Below are 22,115 nucleotides of genomic sequence, written 5' to 3'. Positions count from 1 at the left end.
GAGGGCACATTGACGGTACAGAGCGACATCGTGGCACGGACGGTCCTGGACAGCGTCATACCGGTGTTCCCGGCCCTCTCCCCGGACGGCCGCACGGTCGTCCACACGGCGCGGCCCCTCGCCATCGCGGACCGCCTGGCCAGTGCCCTGTGGGCGGTGCCCGCCGACGGCGGCGCCCCGGCGCGGCAGCTGACCGACGGCACGAGCTGGATCGGCGCCCCGCGCTGGACCCCGGACTCGGCGGCGGTCCTCTTCGTCACCGCCGGGCAACTGCACCGCGTACGCCTCGCCGCCGACGGCGGACCCGACGGCCCCGCCGAGGCCCTCACTGCCTGGCCCGGCGGCATCGCGAACCACCTGCCGCTCGCCGACGGCCGCACCGTCGCCCTGATCGCCGCCGACGAACCCGACGAGGCCGAGGACGACGACGTGATGGTGTGGACCGAGCGGACGGGCCCCGAGCCCTCCGCCCGTCTGCGCCTCCTCGACCTCGACAGCGGCGCCGTCCGCACCGTCGGCACCCTCGGCGACCGGCACGTCGTAGAGGTGGCCGAGCGCCCCGACGGCGGCATGCTGGCCGTGCTCACCTGGGAGTGCGCGGAGGAGGACCCCGGCTCGCTCACCGCGGAGCTCCACCTCGTCGACACCGCCACCTTCACCGTCCACGACCTCGGCCCCGCCGGGCACGCGGCGCAGCGCCCCGTCTGGTGGCGGGCCGAGGACGGCTGGCACCTCGCCCACCTGGCCACCACCCCGCCCGGCCTGGTCGGCTCCCCGGCCGTCCTGGACCGCGCGATCCCGGCCGACCCGGAGCAGCGGCCCCGGCCGGAGGCACGCGACCTGACCGCCGGCATGACCGTCTGCCCCACCGAACTCCTCCAGGTCGCCGACGGCCCGCCCCTGGCCGTCTTCGCCGACGGCCTGGACACCGCGCTGTTCCGGCTGGACCCCGGCGAGCGGCGCTTCCGCCGCCTGCACACCCGCCCGGGCATCGTCCACGCGCTCACCGCGAGCCGTACGGGCGGGACGGTCGCCGTGCTCGCGGGCACCGCGTACGAGCCCAAGGACGTCCACGCAGGACCGCCCGACGGCCCGCTCACCCGGATCAGCGACACCCGCCCCGAGATCCGCGACATCCCCTGGGGCAGCCAGGAACGCCTCTCCTACAAGGCTTCCGACGGGCTCGCCCTCGACGGCCTGCTCCTCCTGCCGCCCGGCCGCACCCGCGAGGACGGCCCCTTCCCGTTGATCACCCTCGCGCACGGCGGCCCGTACGGGCGCTACAGCGACTCATGGCAGTTCCACATCGACCTGCCCCCGGGCCAGCTCCTCGCCACCGCCGGCTACGCCGTCTTCCTCCCCAACCCCCGCGGCGGCGAGGGCCACGGCCACGCCTTCGCCGCCACCGCGACGGACGGCGCCGTCGGTGGCGCCGAGTGGACCGACATCACCGAGGGCATCGACCTCCTCGTCGCCCAGGGCGTCGCCGACCCCGACCGCCTCGGCATCGGCGGCTGGAGCCACGGCGGCTACCTGGCCGCGTGGGCCGTCACGCAGACCGACCGCTTCAAGGCCGCGATCGTGGGCGCCGGCATCAGCGACTGGGGCATGCTGGCCGCGACCGGCGAGCAGGGGGCCGTCCGCGAGTCGGCGGGCAGCGGCAGCATCGGCTGGGAGGGCCCAGGGCCCCACGCCCACGACCGCGTCAGCCCCGTCTCGTACGCCTCCCGTGTCCGTACCCCGGTCCTGATCCTCCACGGCGAGGACGACACCAATGTGCCGGTCAGCCAGGGCCACTTCCTCCACCGCGCCCTGCGCCACCACGGCGTCCCCCACGAGTTCGTCGTCTACCCCGGCGAGGGCCACATGATCGGTGGACGCGGCCACCTGCTGGACCTGCTGCGCCGCAGCGTGGCCTGGTACGACCGCTGGCTCACCGCCCCGCGGCAGCCCTGACCCGCACCCGTCGCTACCGCCCTGCCCCGTACTCCTCGGGGCAGGGCGGCAGCACGTCGAGGAACTCCTCCGTGGTGAGGATGGCGTGCGCGTAGACCGGCGCGTTCACCTCGAAGGTCGCCTCCATCTCCGCCGGGCTGAAGGCGGCGATCGCGTCCCGCACCAGGGTGACGTGGTAGCCCAGTTCCTGGCCGAAGCGCGCCGTGGTGTCGACACAGGTGTTGGCCCGCATCCCGATCAGCACGATGCGCGACAGCCGGTGCTGCTTCAGCTGGAAGTCCAGGTCCGTGTTGGCGAAGCCACTCGACGACCAGTGCTCGTGCACCTGGATCTCGCCGTCGACGGGCTGGAAGTCGTGGTGGAACTCGCCGCCCCAGGAGCCCTGGGCGAAGACCTGCCCCTTGACGGTCGCCTCCTGGGCGGGGGAGAGGTGCTCCCACTCCTGGTAGTCCCCGGGGGCGGTGCGGCGGTGCGCGACGAAGAACGTCCGGATACCGCGGGCCCGGGTGGCCGCGAGCACCTCACGCATGTGGTCGAGCAGCCCCACCTGCTCGGCCACCGCCTTCGCGCGGGGCCACAGTTTCCCGCCGTCGGACAGGAAGTCGTTGTACGGGTCGATCAGCAAGAGACCGGTGTTCGCGCTGGTGTATCCCACTGCTTCCATGTACCGATTCTCGTCCCCGACCCGCACGGCCACCTGCGCAGCAGGTCACGCCACGGAAGCCGGCGCGGCGGCAACAGCTTCACGGATGCCCCGCTGCCGCCTTTCCGGAAGGGTGCACATAATGGAATCGGAGGGCGCACGGGAATTGACCTCAATTCCCGCTGCCCCACGTCTGGGGAGAGTGCCGTGAGTTCCATACCTCCTCCGCCCGAACGCCCCACCGGCCCTCCGTCCGGACCCCTGTCCGGCCGGCCGTCGGGTGAGCACCCACCGGTGACACCGGGCCCCCCGCCCCCACCGGCGGCGCCACCCCCCGGCCCGCCGCCACCACCAAGGCCACCGGGCCCACCGGGTCCACCGGGCGGAGAACCCGGCCGCCACCGCGGACCCCCCGCCCCGTGGTGGCGGGCCCGCCGGACCCTCGTCACCGCGGGCACCGCGATGGTCGTGGCGGTCGCGGTGATCTTCGCCTTCTCCTTCCTGGGCGGCACCAAGGGCGGCGGCGAGATCTTCCTCCAGAACGCCTCCGCGGCGGGCCCGGACCCCTTCACCCCCTCCACGGCGGGCGAATCGGGCACCGCGGTCACCCCCACCATCACCCCCAACGAGTCCTCGGCCCCGGGCGGCACCCTCAAGGTCAGCGGTGCCCACCCGGGGCTTTACAGCGGCAAGCAGAACGAGTCCGCCTGCGACGTCGAGAAGCAGATCACGTACCTCACCAAGGACCCGGCCCGCACCGCGGCCTTCGCCGACACCCTGAAGGTCGAGCCGCAGGACCTCCCCTCCCACCTGCGCGCGCTGACGCCCGTTCAGCTCAACTGGGACACCCGTGTCACCAGCCACGGCTTCAAGGACGGCAAGGCCACCGACTACCAGGCGATCCTCCAGGCCGGCACCCCCGTCATGGTCGACGACCACGGCGTCCCGGTGGTCCGCTGCACCTGCGGCAACCCGCTGAGTTCGCCCGAAGCCGTCAACGGCACGCCGACGTACAGCGGCCGCCAGTGGGACACCTTCCGTGCGGCCGGCCTGGTGGCGGTCGTCCCGTCCGACAAGCCGATGAAGACGCTCACGCTCTACGACCAGGACAGCAAGCGCTGGTTCGAGCGCCCCAGCGGCAAGGTCGAGGGCAAGAAGGACCACAAGGTCGAACCCCCCAAGGGCCAGCCGTCCGGCTCCCCGGTGCCGGTCCTGCCGTCGCCGTCCACGGGCTCGCAGTTGGAACCGCCGGGGAAGACGGCGCCGCCGCCGAGCGAGGAGAAGAAGCAGGAGGAGCCCAAGTCGCCGGGCACGGAGGAGCAGTCGCCGGAGAAGGGCAAGGAGGAGTCGCCGAAGAGCGAGGAGCAGAAGAAGGAGGAAGGGGAATCCCCGAAGAAGGAAGAATCCCCGAAGAGCGAGGAGCAGTCGCCGAAGGAGGAACCGAAGTCCCCGAAGACCCCGGGCACGCAGGAGCAACCCAAGCCCCCGGACACTCCCGGCACCCCGGAACAGCCTCAGAAGCCCCCCTCCCAGCCCCAGCAGTCCGAACAGCCCGAACAGCCCCCGGCCCCGCCCAAGTCCTCCGGCGGAGGCGGCGGCACGGGCGATCAACCGCAGCAACAGCAACCCCCCACCCAGCCCAAGTCCCCCGTCAAACCCAGCTGAGGCACCGCACGGTCACTGGCTCGCGGAAGCAGTGACGTGAACGCCGTGATGCCCCTCGTATGGCGATGTCCGACGGTCAAGCCCCCACAAGCGGACGTCCCCAGCCCGGGGCGTTCTCGGTCGCGGTGGGCCAGAAGGGGTAATACGCTCACAAAGTGAGGCCGCACCGGAGCCGGGAACCGTCGCACGGAGGCGTTCGCACCTCGCACACCCTGCGTACCGCGTACGCCTTGATCAGCGCACTGGCAATGCTGTGCTGGCTGGTTCTGCCCGCCGCAGTTGCCCGCGCCGACGATCCGATCGTGCTGTCGCGGACCGGCCAGATCACGGACAGGGTGGACGCGCTCGGCGACCGCAAGGGCGCCGTCGGGACGGCACTGAGGAATCTCGACGACGTGCACCGCGTCCAGCTCTACGTCGCCTACGTACGTGACTTCTCCGGCCGCTCAGCCCAGAACTGGGCCGACGCGACCGCCGAGCGCAACGGCCTCGGCCTGAACGACGTACTGCTGGCCGTCGCCACGCACGACCGGCAGTACGCGTACTCCGTGGACCAGGACTCGCAGCTGACCGATGCCCAGTTGCAAGACGTCGCGCAGACCGCGGTCGAACCGGCGCTGCGGCAGAACGACTGGGCGGGGGCGGCCATCGGCGCGGCGGACGGCATGGGCGCGGTCCTCGCAGGCATGCCCGTGCCCACCCCGGCGATCACCCCGGGCGAGGCCGACCCCGGTGGCGCCGGCAGCGACAGGGGCGCGGGTGATCTCGTTCTGCCGGTCGCGGTGATCGCAGCCGCGCTCGCCTTCGCCTGGTACGTGTACGCCCGGCGCAGGAAGCGTTCCGGGCCCCGTACCACCCAGGGCTGGGGGTCCCCCGGCCCGAGCGGAAAGCAGGCCGTCCCCCTGCCCGAACTCGACCAGCGGGCCAGGGAGCTGCTCGTCGAGACGGACGACGCGGTGCGCACCAGCACCGAGGAACTCGGCTTCGCCACCGCCCAGTTCGGCGAAGAGACGGCCGCGCCCTACAGCGAGGCGCTCGGATATGCGCAGTCGCAGCTCACGGCGGCCTTTCGGCTGCGGCAGCAGCTCGACGACGCGATGCCTGAGGACGACGCGGCCAAGCGCCGCATGCTGGACGAGATCATCGCGCGGTGCACCGAGGCCAATCGCCGGCTCGACGCGGAGGCGGAGGGCTTCGACCGGCTGCGCGCGCTGGAGCAGAACGCGCACCAGGCGCTGGAGCACGCCGAGGCGGAGCTGCGGGACATCACCGGCCGCACCGACACCGCGCAGGCCACGCTCACCGCGCTCGGCACGCGGTACGCCCCCACCGCGGTCCAGCCCGTCACGGGCCACGTCGAGCAGGCCAGGGACCGGCTCGTGTTCGCCGGGACCCAGCTCGGCCAGGCCCGCGAGGCCATCGTGGCGGACGCGGGCGGCACGGCCGCGGTGCATCTGCGGGCGGCCGAGGGCGCCATCGACCAGGCGGGCACGTTCGTGGACGCCGTCGGCCGCCTGGCCAAGGAGCTCGCGGAGGCGGCGGGCAAGCTGCCCGGCGCGCTGACGGAGACCGGGACCGACCTCGCGGAGGCGCGGGGCATGCTCGCCGGCACGCCCGAGGGCATCCCCACAGCCGACCTGCACGGCCGGATCGCCCGCGCCGAATCGGTCGTCGGCGAGGTGCGGACGCGGATCGCCGCGGGACCGTACGACCCGATCGACGTGCTGCGCCGCGTGGAGGAGGCCGACGCGGCCCTCGAGGAGGCCCTCACGGGAGCGCGCGAACACGAGGCCGGCAACCAGAGGGCCCGCTCCCTGCTCGACCAGGCCCTGCTCACCGCCCGCAGCGCCGTGGGCGCCGCTTCGGACTTCATCACGACCCACCGTGCGGCGGTGGGCAGCGAGGCCAGGACGCGTCTCGCCGAGGCGCAGCGGCACCTCGAACTGGCGCTGGACTCCGCAGCCGGGGCGCCCGCCGATCCCGCTGCCGCGCTCGCCGAGGCCCAGCGGGCGGATGCGCTGGCCCGCGCGGCGCAGCAGCAGGCCGAGCAGGAGGTGCGCATGTACGGCAGTCCGTACGGCGGCGCCATGGGCGGCCGCCGCGGGGGCAGCGGCATGGGCGGCGCGGTGCTCGGCGGCATCCTGCTCGGGGAGATCTTCGGCGGTATGGGCCGCGGGGCCGGCGGGGGCATGTTCGGCGGCCGCGGTGGTGGCTTCGGCGGCGGCCCCGGCAGCTTCGGCGGCGGAGGGACGCGCGGGCGGAGGGGCGGTGGCGGCAGGTTCTGAGCCACGGCGTACGCAGACGGCAACCCAAGGAAGGGGTCGGTCCCATGACCAAGCAGACGATCTTCGGCCGCGTCGCACAGTTGGCGAAGGCGAACATCAATGCCCTGCTGGACCAGGCGGAAGACCCGCAGAAGATGCTCGACCAGCTGATCCGCGACTACAGCAACAACATCGACGAGGCCAAGCAGGCGGTCGCCACCACCATCGGCAATCTGCGCCTCCTGGAGCAGGACCACCAGGAGGACGTGGAGGCGGGCACCGAGTGGGGCACCAAGGCGCTTGCTGCCAGCCGAAAGGCGGACGAGCTGCGGGCCGCCGGTTCCGGAGCCGAGGCCGACGCGTACGACCGCCTCGCCAAGGTGGCCCTGCAGCGCCAGCTCCAGGCCGGGCGCGAGGCGAAGGACGCCGAGCCGACGATCGCCATGCAGCGGGAGGTCGTCGACAAACTGAAGTCCGGCCTCGCCCAGATGGAGGTCAAGCTGACGGAGCTCCACTCCAAGCGTGACCAGTTGGTGGCCCGCGCCAAGACCGCCCAGGCCCAGAGCCAGATGCTGGACGCCGCCGAGAACATCAACGTGCTCGATCCCACGTCCGAGTTGAGCCGCTTCGAGGAGATAGTCCGCCGCGAAGAGGCAAGGGCACTCGGCCAGCAGGAACTCGCCGACTCCTCACTCGACGCCCAGTTCGAGCGCCTCGACACCATGGGCGACGCGGCAGAGATCGAAGCCCGCCTGGCCGCCCTCAAAGCCCACGCCTGACCGCCTCGCTGACCACCAGCTCCGCCGTGGGCATGCAGCGACCGAGGTTGCCGAGCGGGCGGGCAACAGCGTGGAGGTGCTGCTGAGCCGGCACGCGAAGTGCATCGACGGGCGGCAGGAGGTCGCCAATCGCCGTATCGAGGACCTGCTGCGCGAGTACGAGTGACCGACGGCGGGCTCCTGCCGTACCCAGGTACGCACGATCGCGTACCGCCCGCCGTGCTGCTATGCGCTTCTCCAGAGGTGAACGGTGTGGCGTAATTGTTATGTCGGACCTATGGGGCGGTTGTGACGTAGTCTGACTAATGAGGTCAACCATTCCTTGACGTGCTGGTCGGCGAGGTGGAGCCTGGTCGCCTCCCCCCGCATTCCGTTTCACACCCCACAGGTGGTACGCCCATGCGCGCCCTTTCTACGGCAGGCGCGGCGACGGCGGCCCTGGCAGCATCCCTGCTGTTTGCGCCCGCCGCCCTCGCCCACAACGCCCCCGGCGACAACGGCAATGTGAAGATCCACGACGCGAAGACCGGCGAGGAACTGCACAACAACGAGCCGCACGTCTGCACCTTCTACCTCGACGGCTTCCAGTTCGACGGTGCCCAGAAGGCCGACTGGTCCATCGAGCGCTGGTCGCCGACCGACGGCCAGAAGGGCGAGACGGTGAAGTCCGGCTCGCTGACCCTCGACGGCTCCGGCCACGAGCGCACCGAAAACCTCGCGCTCGCGGACGGCCACTACAAGCTCTTCTGGAACTTCGACGGAGAGCACGGCCGCGCCAAGCACAAGGTCTTCTGGGTCGACTGCAAGGACGAGGGCAACGGCGGCGGGACCGAGCCCTCCGGCTCCGCGTCGCCGACCGCCTCCGCTCCGGAAGACGGTGAGCAGCCGAGCGGCTCACCCTCGGGCTCCGCGTCGCCGTCGGCCTCCGGCTCGGCGGGCGGTGAGCAGCCGAACGGCTCGCCCTCCGCGACCGTCGCCCCGTCCGCTTCCGACTCCTCCGGCACGGAGAGCGGCGGGCTCGCCGAGACCGGCGCCCAGGTCGGTGGCATCGCCTTCGCCGCGCTGCTGCTGCTGGGCGCGGGTGCCGTGCTGGTGCTGCGCCGCCGCAAGGGCGCCGCACAGCACTGATCGACCGCACATTGCCGCCACGCGGCGCCGGCCCCGGGAAGGGTCCGGCGCCGCCGTCGTCTCAGGACGCCTTGGACTTCAGGAACTTGAGGCGGTTGCCGAAGGGGCTCTTGGGTGGAACCGACGGTCCTGGCTGCGGCAAACACTCAAGGTCTCTAGCCGAATTCGCCGTCACGCACGCCCAGTCGAAACGCGGCCCACTCCTCTGCGGTGAATCGCAGCGGCGGCAACTCCCTGTTTTGCGAATCGCGGACCGCAACCGCGCCGCCGCCGAGGTCTGCGACCTCCACACACGTCTTGTCCCACCTGTTGCTGTAGCTGCTCGTAACCCACTCCGCATCCGTCAGGTCTATTGCGTACAGCTCAGTCTTGGCTGCGTCCATCATGGGATCTCCTGTTGCAATCGGATGGACGTTCTCCTTTCAGCATCACCCTGATGGTCCTGATGTGCATCTCGCCTGAAGGCGCGGGCCGCACGACCTGCGGCACGAGGTGCCTTCTGCGACCGTCGAGGCCGGCGCGGGCAGTACTTCGACTACCTCGGTGATAGCGGTAGGCGTTGGTCGTGCCGACCCTGAACGCGGCCGCGAGCTGGTTAGAGTCGCCTGCGTGGGACTTTGGCTACTCAACAACCTGGACACGGCCAGCCTCGCGATCCTCATCGTTGGCGGCGTTGTTGTTTTGTCGCTCGCCGCTTGCCTGGTGGCGCGCCGCGTTTTTCCTGAGTTGAGCAATGGCGTGACCAATGATGTGTCGCGCACGGTACTTGAACTGTTCGGGGCCATCTACGGAATCGTCCTTGCTTTCGTCATCGTGACCTTGTGGACCGACCTTGAGCAAGTTCAAGCAGTGGTGACTTCGGAGGCTACGGATCTCGCTGTGATTTCCCGCAACGCGCACGGGTTTCCAGACGATGTGCAGCAAAAATTGGACCGTGCGATCGGGGATTACGTCCACGCTATCGTGGAGGATGCATGGCCGCTGATGCGCGAGGGAAAGAATAGCCTCAGCGCGACATCAGGCAAGGTTGAGGCGTTGTATACAGCCCTCCAGGACTACGATCCTAAAAACGCATCCGAAGAGGCCTTCTACAGTGCATCGGTGGAGCGGCTGAACGATGTGACCGCACAGCGTAGAACCCGCATCCTGGCCGCAACGCAACATTTGCCCCCTCTCCTGGAGGTCCTCACCTACGGGGGAGCGCTGATCGTCATGCTGATCACCTTGCTTTACGGGGTGGAGAGCCTCAAGGTGCAGCTGCTTTTCGTAGGGTCGATCGCGTTGCTGGTAGGCCTGAGCCTCACCCTCGTCCTCGTACTTGAACACCCCTTCGCCGGCGAAGTGAGCGCGAGCCCGCATCCCTTCATGGAAGGTCAGCTGAGCAAGTACTGGGGCAAGTGACGTGGTGAGGTCCGGCGAGATACGTCGAGCGCATCGACGGTGGCAGGAGGTTGCGAACCGCCGGATCGTGGAGCTGTTGCGCGAGTACGCGTGATGCGGCCGCTCTCTGCCGAGGGCCCCTGGTGTCATGCCTGGGGTCCTCGCTGCTTCCGGCTTGCCCCGTCGGGCGCAGTCCTCACCCCCAATGCGCAACGATGGCTTCGTCGACGCTGAAGACCGCATCACAGTCGGCGCACTGCGCGGTGCCGAAGACGTAGGTCAGCTTGTGAGCGATATCGGGATGACCGTCCGCCATGGCGCGGGCGTACAGCCTTTGCGCCAGCCCCTCCAGGGTTGAGGGGGCCTGCGGCCGTAGCGGCAGCCTTCGTGCCGTGGTCTGATTCATGTACATGCTGTCCGTGGTCGAAAAATACCCGTACTCCCCGAACACGATGAAGTTCTCGGATTCGCAGGTGGGACAGGGAACCTCGTACTCCCCATCATTCAACCCATCGAGTTGTTCGCTCCAGACTTCGACACCTTCGAAGCTGAGGAGGGCCGCCAGCAGGTAGACGTATTCCGAGGGAGCCTCGGCGAGTCCGGGGTCTTGAAGGGCTTCTTGCGTTAGTTCCACGAGGTCGGATATCTCCGAGGCGTGGGTCGCTCGCGGATCTTCGTCGCCGTATGGCTGATCCGTGCTGGCCGTGATGGCGCCGGCCAGGATGAGCGGCATCCGCCGGTCCGCGGCCGACCACTCGCGCGCAAGCCGGGTCAGAGTCGGCAGTGCTGCATAGCTGGCCGAGTAGACAGTGCCCTGATGGCACAGCCGGGACCAGAGATCGTTCCAGCCGGCGTGTTGTGGGTCCGGGGTGACCGTGGCGAGTAGGCCCGGGATGTCTTCTGCGGTGCCGTAGGCGTGGTGGAGCCGAGACCAGTCCGTCATGCGGATGATCCAAGCATCAGCAAGGCCGCAACTCCGCAGCGACCGGGGGAGATCAGGACTCGTCTCCATGTCGAGCGGGACAGCCTGTGCTCGAAAGCCCCCGATGACCTGGGCCGATGGCCCGAGATCCTATCCACGTACTGTCCACAGACCCCGTCCTACGGCCACTTGCGGCGGCACACGGCTGCGCATACGCGAAGACCCCGCATCCAGCGTTCTGGCTGGTGGCGGGGCCTTTTGGCACCTCGTACAAGGTGCCCCCGGCAGGATTCGAACCTGCGCACACGGCTCCGGAGGCCGCTTGGAGCTTATCCGTTGCTGCTGGTCAACGGGCTCTGCGACCTAGCAAGGGTCTACTGAGTCCACAAATGGTCCATGGCCGCAGGCCGGTCATGAGGCGAGGCGTGCGACCGCCTGCATGGGCGCTGCTATCACCCGCCCAGGAGTCGGACGCTGGACTAGCCATCCTCTTCGCTGGCCTCGGCTTCTAGCAGAGTTTGTCCGGTGGCGCGTTCCAGAAGCTCCAGTACGGCGGCCAATCGTTCATCCGAGTGTGTCCGCGATCACGCTCGGTTCGGAGCGTGGGTGCTGGTCATCGTCTGCAGGTCGCTGCTGCCTGCCGTATCGGACTCCCGAAATGTCAGTGTCCTCATCCATAATCGGGGCACCGTCTTCAACGAAGGACCCCATCTCTGTGACGATCACCCAGCACGAGCTCGAATCCCGGCTGTGGGACGCCGCGAACGCGCTCCGCGGCCCCGTCGACCCGGCTGACTTCAAGACCTACGTCTTCCCGATGCTGTTCTGGAAGTGGATCAGCGACACGTGGGTCCACGAGCACGACGCGGCATTCGATGAGTACGGCGACGACCTCGACGACGAGATCGAGGCCGACTTCCACCGGTTCGAGCTGCCCGAGGGCACGCTCTGGAGCGAGGTCACCGAGAAGGCCACCAACCTCGGTGCGGAGATCGCGAAGGCCTTCCAGCGAATCGAAATGGCCAACCCCCGCTCGCTCGCCGGCGTCTTCGGCGACGCCTCGTGGGGCAACAAGGAGCGCATCCCGGAGTCGGCTCTGCTGGGGCTCATTCAAGCGTTCAACAAGATCAGGCTCGACCCGTCGACGGTCTCGCACGACCTGCTCGGCGCGGGCTACGAGTACTTGCTGAAGAACTTCGCCGACGAGTCGGGCAAGAAGGCTGGCGAGTTCTTCACACCCCGTGAGGTCGTGAACCTGCTCGTCGGGATCCTCCAGCCTGAGCCGGGCGAGTCCGTCTACGACCCGTCCTGCGGCTCCGGCGGGATGCTTGTCGCGACGATCAACCAGCTGCGCGAGTCCGGCAAGGACCACCGCACGCTCAGGGTGTACGGCCAGGAGATCAACCTGACGACGGCCTCGATCGCCCGGATGAACCTGTTCCTGCACGAGATCGAGGACTTCGACATCAAGCGCGGAGACACCCTCCGCGCTCCGGCGTTCAAGGCCCAGAGCGGTGCGGTCCGCCAGTTCGACGCCGTGATCGCCAACCCGCCCTTCTCGCTGGCGAATTGGGGAGCGGACCGCTGGTCCTCGGATCCGCGAGCCATCTACGGCGTGCCGCCGGCGAAGAACGGCGACTACGCCTTCGTCCAGCACATGGTCTCGTCGATGAAGCCTGGATCCGGTCGTGTCGGAGTGGTGATGCCCCACGGCGTGCTGTTCCGCGGAGGCGCGGAGGCGAAGATCCGCCGGGGCCTTATTGGGAAGGACGTTCTGGAAGCCGTCGTAGGGCTGCCGCCCAAGCTGTTTTACTCGACAGAAATCCCGGCATGCCTGTTGATCTTCCGCGACCAGAAGCCAGCTGAGCGCAAGGATCACGTGCTCTTCATTGACGGCTCGGCGCGGTTTATCAAGGGCAAGAAGCAGAACCTGATGTCCGAGGATGACGTCAGAGCTGTCATCGAGGCGTACCGGACAGGTAGTGACTCAGCGGGTGAGGTCGGTGCGAACGTCCGGCTAGTGCCGCTCGAGGAGATCGAGCAGAACGGCTTCGACCTGAACATCGGCCGCTACATCAAGGTCGCTGCAGAAGAGACCGCCGATCTGGGCACCGCGCTCGTGGCGTATGCCGACGCCCGGCAGCATCGCATCGACACCGAGACTGTCATGTTCGAGCGGCTCGCAGCGGCAGGCGTCGACCTGAGCGTGTTCGGGGTGTCCAGTGAGTGAGTGGGAGCGGGTCCGGCTCGACGAGGTCATCGCGCTGGACGTCGACGCGATCCCGATCACGGCGACGGCCTTCTACGACATCGTCGGTGTCTTGAACCGCGGTCGGGGCCTGTTGCTCCGGGAACCGATTGCTGGCGATGAGACCTCGTACAAGACGCTGAATCGCATCCGGCCGAACCAGATCGTCTACAGCCGCTTGAAGGCGTTCGAAGGAGCGATCACCGTTGCTCCGAACGATCTGGGCGAGGTCTACGCGTCGCAAGAGTTTCCGACGTTCACGTGTGGCGAACGAATGCTTCCCGAATACTTCCGACTCCTTACGACCACAAAACGACTGTGGGAGCAACTGCAGGCGTTGTCGACCGGCATGGGCGGCAGACGCGAACGGGTCAAGCCCGCCGACTTCTTGACCATTGAAGTTGCTCTCCCGTCCTTGTCGGAGCAGTGCCGCGTCGTCGACATCATGGCAGCGGTGGACGCGCAGATCGAGGCGTTGAAGGCGGAGTTTGAGTATTGTTCTGCTTTGCTGGCGGGGCTACAGGCTGATTTGCTCCGCGAGGGTGAGGGGATGCGGTTGGCGAGGCTCGATGAGATTGCGCAGATTGATGTCGGGTACGCGTACAAGAGCGCGCAATTTTCTGATGTACCGGAGGGTATCCGGCTACTGCGAGGCGATAATATTGCGCCAGGTCGTCTTCAGTGGGAGGGTGCGAAATACTGGCCGACCCAGATCCCGGACGATGACCGCTACCGCCTGCAAGCGGGGGACGTGGTTGTCGGTATGGATCGCACTTGGATCAAAGCTGGTCTAAGAGTGGCTACTGTGCGGGAGCAAGACCTGCCTTGCCTCCTTGTGCAACGAGTCGCGAGAATGCGGGCGAAGGCCGGAAATAATCAGCGCCTGATTGAGTTTCTAGTCAACTCACCCGCATTCAAGCAAATGATTCTGAGTCATCAGACAGGGACTTCCGTCCCGCACATCAGCGGTAAGCAGATCGCCTCCTTTGAGGTCTGGGTACCCACGGACGAACCTAGTCAGGGGCGCCTGGGCAATGTCCTGTCGCAAGTGCGGGAGTCTGAAGACTCAGTACTGGCCGAACTCTCTCGCCTCCGCGTCTTCCGCTCCGCGCTGCTCGCCTCCCTCCTCAACCAGGAAATCAAGATCCCGGAGGCGTACGACGCTCTGCTCGAGGAGGTGTCCTGACATGGGGTGGACGGAAGCGAGCACGATCCAACGTTCACTGCTCGAGTGGGCGGAGGAGGCTGGCTGGGAGCGTCTCCAAGGGGACGAGTTGCCGCGCGATGAGCATGACGTCATCGTCGAGGAGTGGGCACGCGAAGCATTGCTCGCGCTGAACCCGGAGCTGGTCGACGACCCTGAGTCGGCGGACCTCGTTCTGCATGAGCTCAATCAGGCTGTCCTCGATGCGCACAACGGTCTCGTTGCGGCCAACGAGCGGCTGACCGTGATGCTTCGTGGCGACCACTCGTTCACGACGATCGACGGTAGGCATGTGCCTCGCCGGCTGATCGACTTCAAAGACCTCAACAGCAACCGCTTCACCGTCGCTGACGAGATCACCGTCAACGGGGCGGCCAAACCGCGCCGGTTCGACGTCGTGTACTACGTCAACGGGTTCCCGCTGGTCGTTGCCGAGACCAAGACGCCTGTGAAGCATCAGGTCTCGTGGGTCAACGCCGCGAAAGACCTTCACGACGTGTACGAGGAGGAGTACCCGAACTTCTTCGCGACGAACGTCTTCAACGTCGCGACCGAGGGCCTGGAGTTCCGCATGGCTCCGATCCGTGCGGTCCCGGACCCCGACTCCGAGATCTGGGCCCCGTGGGGGTCCACTGAGGACGACCCAAAAACGGTCACGGGCCCGGCTCGAGTCGAGCGGGCCGCGCGCTTGCTGCTGCGGCCGGAGACGATCCTGCCGATCCTCAAGGACCTGGTGATGTTCCGTCACGCTCGGGACGCCTCCGAAGTCGACATCAAGTTCTTGCCTCGTTACCCGCAGTTCGGGGCGGCTCTGGCGATCCACGCCAAGGTGCTCGCAGGCCGTCCTGGCGGACTGATCTGGCATCATCAGGGATCGGGCAAGACCGAACTCATGGCGTTCGCCGCCGCCCGTTTGCTGCGCGATAACGCGGTGACGGGGAAGTTCGGGAGCGCGCCGACGGTCATCGTGATCGCCGACCGTAAGGATCTGGTCCGGCAGACGGCGGAGATGTTCGAGACTGCCGGCATGCCGCGGATGTCGGTGCCTCGCAACCGGCGGGAGCTGCACGCTCTGCTGCGTAGCGGTGAGTCCGGTGTGGTCATCACGACGGTGCACAAGTTCGCTGAGGCCGGCCATCTCAACAACCGGTCGAACATCGTGGTCCTCGTTGACGAGGCGCATCGCTCGCAGGAGGGGAAGTTCGGCGATGCGTGGCGCGAGGCGGTGCCGAACGCGAAGTTCTTCGGTGCGACGGGTACTGCGGTCGAGGACAAGGACCGTTCGACGTTCAAGCTGTTCGGCGACCCTGACGACCCGGACTTTGTGATGTCGCGGTACACACCGGAGCAATCCATCGCCGATGGGTTCACCAAGCCAGTGATCGTAGAGGGCCGATCTGTCGGGTTCAACCTCGACAAGGAAGCCTTGGACGAGGCCTTCGACGAGCTGGCCACGGAGGAGGGCCTGGACGGTGAGGAGAAGGTCTTCCTGTCGGGGAAGGCTTCTCACATCGAGACGATCCTCTCCAACCCCGACCGCGTGGCTGCAGTGTGTGCCGACATCGTCGACCACTTCCTTACCTATGTCGCGCCTCTGGGGCAGAAGGCTCAGGTCGTGGCCTACAACCAGCGCCTTGTGATCGCGTACACCAGGGCCATCGAGGCCGAGCTGGAGTGCCGTGCTGCAGTTATGCCGGACGGACGACTCCGTGAGGTCGGTGTGGTGATGCACGTCGCCGACAGCAAGGAGACCCCCAAGGAGCACAAGAAGCACCTGCTCACTCCGGAGCAGGAGGAGGCGCTCAAGCGCCGCTTCAAGAAGGTCGATGACCCGATGTCGTTCATCGTCGTCACCGCGAAGTGGATGACTGGCTTCAACGCGCCCATCGAGGGCGTGCTGTATCTCGACAAGCCCGCCAAGGACACGAACCTGTTCCAGACGATCACGCGGCCCAACCGTCCGTGGAAGAACCCTGTCACCGGCCAGCGCAAGGACTTCGGGCGGGTCGTCGACTACATCGGGCTCGCGAAGGCCATCGGCAAGGCAGTCGCCGGCCCGAAAGTGAAGGTCGACGAAGAGGACGAGCTCAACGTCACCGACGCCTCCAAGCTGGCGGGGAAGTTCGTTGCCGACCTCACGCGTATGCTGCATCTGTTCGACGGCATCGACACCAGCGACCCGTCGTTCGAGTCGCTCGCTGAGGCCCACGAGCGGATCCCCGAGGGCGGCGCGCAGCGCACCGAGTTCATCGAGACCTACGTCGCGTTGCAGACAGTGTGGGAGTTCCTCGACCCGCACCCAATGCTCCGGCCATTCAAGGGGCAGTACTTCTGGCTCGCGAAGGTGTACGAGTCGATCCGGCCCAAGGACGTCTCCAAGACGTTCCTCTGGGCACGTCTCGGCGCGAAGACCACTGACCTGATTCACAATCACATGACTGATGTGGGCGTGAAGTCGATGTCGGCGAAGACAGTCATGCTTGACGCTGCCGGCCTGGCGCTGGTGAAGAAGATCGCCGAGCAGCTGAAACTCTCCGAGCAGCGGAACCCTGAGTCGAAAGCCGGTGACGTGTACCAGGAGGTCCTCGACTCCATCGATGCGCGCCTCAGGCGTCGGCTCGCCGATACCGAGAGCCCGGCGTACCGGTCGCTGGCGGAGCGGATCGAGAAGCTCCGCGCCAAGGCGATCGAGAACGTCGAGGACTCCCTGGCGTTCCTCGAGGAAGCGTTGAAGATCGCTCAGGACGTGGTCGCCGCGGACCGGGCAGCGGAACAGGACGACCAGGGAGCGCTCGACCGGCTGGCCGATCCGAAGCGTGGGGCGCTCACTCAGATCGTCGCGGAGAACACACCCCCCGGGCTGCACAAGATTGTCCCCGACATAGCCTCGCGGATCGACTCGATCGTCGTCGAGGTCGCTTATGCCGGTTGGAGCGCGAGCGACGCGGGCGACAAACGCGTCCGTCGCGAGCTGCGTTCTGTCCTGAAGGAGTACAGCTTGCCGATCAAAGGCGAGCTGTTCGACCGAACGTACGAGTACGTGCGGGAGAACTATTGAACGACGTCACGACCGGGACCATCGCAAAGATTGCCCAAGTGTTGGGGCCGAAACTGGAGTTGGAGTGACTATGCTTGGAACATGTGAGGCAATCACCGAGCCTCAGATCGCGCCAGCATCATGAGAGACGCCCATCCGGCGGTTTGATAGGTGAATGCTGCCTGACCTGGCGAAAGGTGACCCATACCTTCCTGGTTTGGCCGCCGTGATTCCCTGCTGTTCCCGCGTCTCAATGGGCGAGTTTGGAGCTGTCTTCTTGCCCTGCGTCTTGCCGGGGATCTTGGCGACCTGCGGTTTCGCTGCTCAGAGGCGGTGGGCACGTGCGCCTGGGTGGTCGTTGTTGGTCGTCATTGGCCACTGCCGAGCGGCCTCGGACGGCCCCCCAGAGACGGCCCAGCTTCGGCGCGCTCGACTGACGGCCAGCGCCCTCGACGCGTCTCGTCTGAAGCTCAGCTGACGACAGTCAGCTATGACGGCGGGGGCGCCAGCCGGCCACGCGCGCGTGTTCCTCGCTGTGCTCCCACTGGCCTCGCCACGCTGCCGGTGCCGCCGACCAGAGCGAGCCAGTCGGGATCATGGAGTGGTTGTTCCGGCCGAAACCGTTGCCTCTGTGATGCTGCGCAGCTCGTAGTTCAGCGTGGTGCCGAGGGCCGTCCACGGGGACCGTGGAGTGTTGCTGCGAAGCACGTGCGTCAGAATTCCTGATTCACCCTGGCCCTCCCGGAACGGCGCCCCTTTGGCCTTCATGTCGGGGAGGAGCCGGCCGTGGACGTGCTGCACGAACGCTGCGCGGGGATGGACATCAGCAAGCGCGACGCCAAGGTGTGCGTCCGGATGCCAAGTACCCGGCGACGAGGGTCCTTTACGACCGCCACCACGACGTGGGGCGCCACAATGAACGCGGTACTCGCCCTGCGGGATCACCTGCTGGCCGCCGACGTCACGCTCGTGGTGATCGAGGCGACCTCGGACTACTGGAAGCCCTACTACTACGTGCTGGCCGAGGACTTGAACGTTGTCCTGGTCAACGCGCGGCAGGTCAAGAACCTGCCCGGGCGCAAGACGGATGTCTCGGACGCGGCCTGGCTGGCCCAGCTGGGCGCGCACGGCCTGGTCCGGCCCTCCTTCGTGCCACCGCAGCCGGTGCGGGAGCTACGCGACCTCACCCGCGGCGCCCGCACCACTGTCACCCGGGAACGCGGCCGGGTGGTCCAGCGACTGGAGAAGCTGCTGGAAGACACCGGGATCAAGCTCTCCACAGTCGCTTCCGAGATCATGGGGGTCTCCGGCCGGGCCATGCTCGAAGCCCTGATCGCCGGCGAACGCGACCCGCAGATTCTCCCCGAGCTGGCCAAACGCATGCTCCGCAACAAGATCTCCGAGCTCACCGAGGCCCTGACCGGACGCTTCCGCGAGCACCACGCGTTCCTGACCCGGCTGCATCTGGACCACTACGACCAGCTCACCGGCATGATCGACCAGCTCACCGAGCAGATCGAGGAGGCGATGGCCCCCTTTCGCCCCGCACTGGACCTGCTCGACACCATCCCCGGGATCAACCGGGGAGTCGCCGACGTGATCATCGCGGAGACCGGCGGCGACATGGCCCGGTTCGCCACCGCCAAACACCTCGCGTCCTGGGCCGGGGTCTGCCCCGGCCACCACGAATCCGCCGGCCGCACCAAGAACACCAAGGTCCGGCCCGGCAACCCCTACCTCAAAGGCGCCCTCGGACTCGCCGCGTTCGGCGCGGCCAGAACCAAGGACACCTATCTGCAGGCCCGCTACAAGCGGCTGGCTGCCCGCCGCGGACCGATGAAAGCCCTGGTCGCCATCGAACACTCGATCATCACCGCGATCTGGCACATGCTCACCGACAACAAGCCCTACCACGACCTCGGCGGCGCCTACTTCACCCAGCGCGACCCCGAACGCGCCACCCGCCGAGCCATCACCCAACTCAACCAGCTCGGCTAGATGGTGGGCAGGCCGGCGTCCCGGCTGTCGGGTCGGTGGGCGCCAGGTTCCACTGTCCGGGGGAGGTGATGTTGTCGTCGGGACGATGGACAGTTGCTAGTTAGCCAGGGTTGGGCAGAAGCGCGAGCCGTTCGAGGGCGGTAGTGATCTCGCTGGTCCAGGGCCAGTGGCGGGCGAGGCGGAAAATCCTGCGCCGACCGGTGGTGATGGGCTGGGCGGCTGCAGGGAACAGGGCGGGCCCCCGAAGGCGGCGGGGTTCGCAGAACCAGTCCTTGCCGGGCAGGGCGAGCATGGGCATCTCGAGCCAGACCAACACCAGGAAGCCCGCGACATCTGCCGGAGGCTTCTTGTCACACGGCACTTCCGAGGGCGCTTTAACTCGACGTAACAGCGCTGGTCAAAGCCTCATAGATGCGCGGTCGAGTGTGGCCTGTCCATAGATAATCCACAGCGCACCGGCGTACCCGCGGCACCCGCCATTGACTCAATGCTTCGTCCCGCAGGGACTGCGGCATACAACGCAGTACCAGGAGTCGGCGTCCATCATGCCCCGCGAAACCGCAACGGGCCCCTTCGCGGCTCCTTAGACTTCCGAGCATGGAGGGGTGGAAGTTCTGGTGGGGCATCGCGGCCTTCTTCCTCGGAGGTCTGGCGACACAGCTCAGCGGATGGATCACGTACCGGCGGCAACGCGCAGACAAGCAAGCCGATGCCCACGACGCCCTTAGACAGCGTCGCGAAGATTTCGAGCTACAGCACCTGATCGAGACCAACCAGAAGCTGCACGTCTACAGGGAACGCTTCTGGGAGTTCATCGCGGCAAATCGCCGCGAGCGCTTGGCAACCCCGGAGCACGCGGCCCGCCTGCACAGCGAACTGAACGTAGCGAGCGATGCCTTGCGTGAGGCCGAAGGGGCGCTTCACGGCAACGTTGGCTTCATCCTCGACGACAACATCCGCACTCAGGTCCGAGAGGCGATGCAGAACATAGATGCGGCCGCAGGAGAAGCCCTCTACGAAGGAGAAGACATTCCGTCTCCGGTGGTGACGCGATCCTTGGGTGTTGCATTCGATGCACTGAGCGAGCGTGTCCGCGTCATCTACGCTGGCCGCCCCAGCCGATAACCACGCAAGGGCCCGAAGCACCCGCTACCGTGCAGCCCGTGGACGCTGGAGACGTTGCAACCTGGGTCAGGTCGGGCTCAGCCATCCTCGCCGTCCCTCGGCGCTGCCCTGAGAGCGATCCGGTACTTGTAGCTGTCGCCGATCTCCCGCCCGTCCTCCTCGACCGCGGCTTGCAGCGCCTCGGCCGCCTGGCGCCAAGCGTCCTGCAGCCGGATGCCGTCGGCTCGCGTCTCCGCGTCCCAGCCCAGCACCGGCCCGCACGCACGGTGACGCTCACGGACAGCGGCCCGCGCCGCATCCACGGCACGCTGCAGGGCGACGAGGTTCTGCGGGATCGTGATCTCAGGCATGCCGGGGACGCTATGGCAAGGCACTGACATTGGGGCTCGGCCATCGTTAGGGTTCGTGACCACCGACCGCACCACCGGGCAGCGAGGACAGAGGAATGGTTGCAAAGCTCTCCGAGGAAGAGCGGGCCGCTCAGCGGCGGATCATCGGGACCGTGCGGGCCTGCGGCAGGCTCGGCGGCGGCGGACTGGGAATGTGGCGCGAGCGCGACTGCGGCGAGTGGAAGGCCACCGCCGCTGAGATCGCCGACGATCTGTCCCTTCTGGAGATCCCTCACCAGATGGTCACGGCCTTCCGCCCGCCCCTGGCCAACTCGCCTACTCAGAAGCCCCGGCAGGGCGAGGAGGTCCGCGTCGCTACGGCGGACCTCCGGCACCTGGTACGGCGGATGCCATCGTTCCAGAAGTGGATCGACCAGGTTCCCGACGATGCGCCGGGATTTGAGTTCGTCTACTGCCAGCCCCGTGCCGACGGCATGACGTTCGTGGCGGTATCCGCATACGCGGCTGACTGGCCGGCCTGGACCGTCAAGCAGGCTGGCCCGATGGGCCTGCTGTGCGCCGAGTGTGGCCATGACCTACGAAGCCGGGGCGACGGGAGCCGCCTACCCTTCAACATTCCTGCCCCGAAGCAGCCCAAGCGGCGCCGCCTAGTGTGCGGGGTGTGCTGCAACCATGGCCTGGACGAGCTGAACCGGCTTGCCGGACTCGGCGGGCAAACGTCTTCCGTCGACACTATGGCGAAGAAGGATTGAGCGCACGATGCCCCCGCCCAAGTCGCGGGGCATCTGCGTGTCAACCTACGCGGCTACCGCGAGCCGTTCCCGGCAGCCCTCCCGCTCTGCTGCGTGGGCGTCCTTCCACTCCCCGAGTAGTCGCTCATCCTCCGCCCGCTTCTTCGGAGCGCTCGCTTACCGTTGGGTCAACCTGAGCGGCGACGAGTACTCGACTACATAGCCTCTGGTCGGACGGTTCCCACGAATGAAGCTCAGTCGAAATAATGATCTGCTCCTGACCTACCGCACTTACGCGCACGACTCGGCTGACACGCGCCTTGTAAGTTCGATCCGAGTCTCGGGGTACCTGCCGAAACCATGTGGCCGCCGACGGAGTCGGGTTCCCAGCAGCCGACCTGATCCGAGGTCGTCCGTGGTCGTTGATGTCAGCATTGGATGTCAGCGGACAGCTACGGCGACGGGCAGAACTCCCATAGTTCGTGCAGCCGGTCAGCCGATTTCCACCAGATGTGCCGGTAGGTGCACTCCCACAGCCATCGGGGCCGTGACCACCTGTTGGAAGAGCATCAGGCTGCCAGCCTTCGTGGACCGGCCAGGATTAGGGGCTGTGGTGGTGGGCGGGTTTGAGTTCGACGGACGGACTTGCGCTAACGTCCCCTCATCACACGGTCGCGAGGGGGAA

The 22,115-nt window shown here is 67.4% G+C and carries 16 protein-coding genes and 1 pseudogene; 12 read left to right on the top strand and 5 right to left on the bottom strand.

The window, feature by feature from the left end:
• Positions 1–9 precede the first annotated feature (9 nt).
• Positions 10–1,956 (top strand): alpha/beta hydrolase family protein, encoded by a 1,947-nt coding sequence (locus tag PV410_RS17120; RefSeq protein WP_500325401.1) that lies wholly within the window; start codon positions 10–12, stop codon positions 1,954–1,956.
• A 13-nt stretch (positions 1,957–1,969) separates the two neighbouring features.
• On the opposite strand, the gene PV410_RS17115 is transcribed toward PV410_RS17120, so the two are convergent.
• The gene (locus PV410_RS17115) at positions 1,970–2,620 is read right to left on the bottom strand and encodes a cysteine hydrolase family protein (protein ID WP_500325399.1); all 651 of its coding nucleotides are present in this window, start codon (positions 2,618–2,620) and stop codon (positions 1,970–1,972) included.
• Positions 2,621–3,067: 447 nt separating this feature from the next.
• Here PV410_RS17115 and PV410_RS17110 point away from each other — a divergent pair, with 447 nt between their 5' ends.
• The 4 genes from PV410_RS17110 to PV410_RS17095 all read left to right on the top strand — a co-directional run bounded on the left by PV410_RS17110 (position 3,068) and on the right by PV410_RS17095 (position 8,435).
• Entirely contained in the window at positions 3,068–4,264 is a 1,197-nt protein-coding gene (locus PV410_RS17110) for a DUF6777 domain-containing protein (protein WP_500325397.1), read from the top strand.
• A 248-nt stretch (positions 4,265–4,512) separates the two neighbouring features.
• A complete protein-coding gene (locus PV410_RS17105; protein WP_500325570.1) occupies positions 4,513–6,549 on the top strand; it encodes a TPM domain-containing protein in 2,037 nt (678 codons plus the stop codon).
• 44 nt (positions 6,550–6,593) lie between these two features.
• Positions 6,594–7,307, top strand: coding sequence for a PspA/IM30 family protein (locus PV410_RS17100; protein WP_500325395.1), 714 nt, complete (start codon positions 6,594–6,596; stop codon positions 7,305–7,307).
• Between the two features lie 399 nt (positions 7,308–7,706).
• Positions 7,707–8,435, top strand: coding sequence for an LAVTG motif-containing sortase-dependent surface protein (locus tag PV410_RS17095; RefSeq protein ID WP_500325394.1), 729 nt, complete (start codon positions 7,707–7,709; stop codon positions 8,433–8,435).
• A 155-nt stretch (positions 8,436–8,590) separates the two neighbouring features.
• Here PV410_RS17095 and PV410_RS17090 read toward each other — a convergent pair whose 3' ends face one another.
• Entirely contained in the window at positions 8,591–8,821 is a 231-nt protein-coding gene (locus PV410_RS17090) for a DUF397 domain-containing protein (RefSeq protein WP_500325393.1), read from the bottom strand.
• Positions 8,822–9,044: 223 nt separating this feature from the next.
• On the opposite strand from PV410_RS17090, the gene PV410_RS17085 reads away from it, so the two are divergent.
• Positions 9,045–9,836, top strand: a complete 792-nt coding sequence (locus tag PV410_RS17085; protein ID WP_500325391.1) for a bestrophin-like domain — start codon at positions 9,045–9,047, stop codon at positions 9,834–9,836.
• 175 nt (positions 9,837–10,011) lie between these two features.
• Here the strand turns inward: PV410_RS17085 and PV410_RS17080 are convergent, their stop codons facing one another.
• Positions 10,012–10,758, bottom strand: a complete 747-nt coding sequence (locus PV410_RS17080; RefSeq protein ID WP_500325389.1) for a hypothetical protein — start codon at positions 10,756–10,758, stop codon at positions 10,012–10,014.
• 694 nt (positions 10,759–11,452) lie between these two features.
• Between PV410_RS17080 and PV410_RS17075 the strand changes: the two genes are divergently transcribed.
• The 4 genes from PV410_RS17075 to PV410_RS17060 all read left to right on the top strand — a co-directional run bounded on the left by PV410_RS17075 (position 11,453) and on the right by PV410_RS17060 (position 19,224).
• Positions 11,453–12,967: a type I restriction-modification system subunit M gene (locus PV410_RS17075; protein ID WP_500325387.1), complete on the top strand. Its 1,515-nt coding sequence runs from the start codon at positions 11,453–11,455 to the stop codon at positions 12,965–12,967.
• A complete protein-coding gene (locus PV410_RS17070) occupies positions 12,960–14,171 on the top strand; it encodes a restriction endonuclease subunit S (RefSeq protein ID WP_500325385.1) in 1,212 nt (403 codons plus the stop codon). The genes PV410_RS17075 and PV410_RS17070 overlap by 8 nt, the downstream gene beginning before the upstream one ends.
• Before the next feature lies 1 nt (position 14,172).
• Positions 14,173–17,247 carry a type I restriction endonuclease subunit R gene (locus PV410_RS17065; RefSeq protein WP_500325383.1) on the top strand — a complete coding sequence of 1,025 codons (3,075 nt, stop codon included), beginning with the start codon at positions 14,173–14,175 and terminating at the stop codon, positions 17,245–17,247.
• A gap of 765 nt (positions 17,248–18,012) precedes the next feature.
• Positions 18,013–19,224 (top strand): IS110 family RNA-guided transposase, encoded by a 1,212-nt coding sequence (locus PV410_RS17060; protein ID WP_500325381.1) that lies wholly within the window; start codon positions 18,013–18,015, stop codon positions 19,222–19,224.
• Positions 19,225–19,324: 100 nt separating this feature from the next.
• Here the strand turns inward: PV410_RS17060 and PV410_RS17055 are convergent.
• Positions 19,325–19,540, bottom strand: a pseudogene (locus PV410_RS17055) (IS1380 family transposase); the annotation flags it as partial.
• 281 nt (positions 19,541–19,821) lie between these two features.
• Between PV410_RS17055 and PV410_RS17050 the strand changes: the two are divergent.
• Positions 19,822–20,349 carry a hypothetical protein gene (locus tag PV410_RS17050; RefSeq protein ID WP_500325379.1) on the top strand — a complete coding sequence of 176 codons (528 nt, stop codon included), beginning with the start codon at positions 19,822–19,824 and terminating at the stop codon, positions 20,347–20,349.
• Between the two features lie 77 nt (positions 20,350–20,426).
• Here PV410_RS17050 and PV410_RS17045 read toward each other — a convergent pair whose 3' ends face one another.
• Entirely contained in the window at positions 20,427–20,699 is a 273-nt protein-coding gene (locus PV410_RS17045) for a hypothetical protein (protein ID WP_500325377.1), read from the bottom strand.
• Positions 20,700–20,794: 95 nt separating this feature from the next.
• Between PV410_RS17045 and PV410_RS17040 the strand changes: the two genes are divergently transcribed.
• Entirely contained in the window at positions 20,795–21,451 is a 657-nt protein-coding gene (locus tag PV410_RS17040) for a hypothetical protein (RefSeq protein ID WP_500325375.1), read from the top strand.
• The last annotated feature ends 664 nt before the right edge of the window (positions 21,452–22,115 follow it).

Origin of the sequence: Streptomyces sp. PA03-5A, from assembly GCF_033792725.1 — a bacterium.
GTDB lineage: Bacteria > Actinomycetota > Actinomycetes > Streptomycetales > Streptomycetaceae > Actinacidiphila.
The sequence above is the reverse complement of the archived record's forward strand: the minus strand, read 5'-3'. Positions and strand labels throughout refer to the sequence as shown.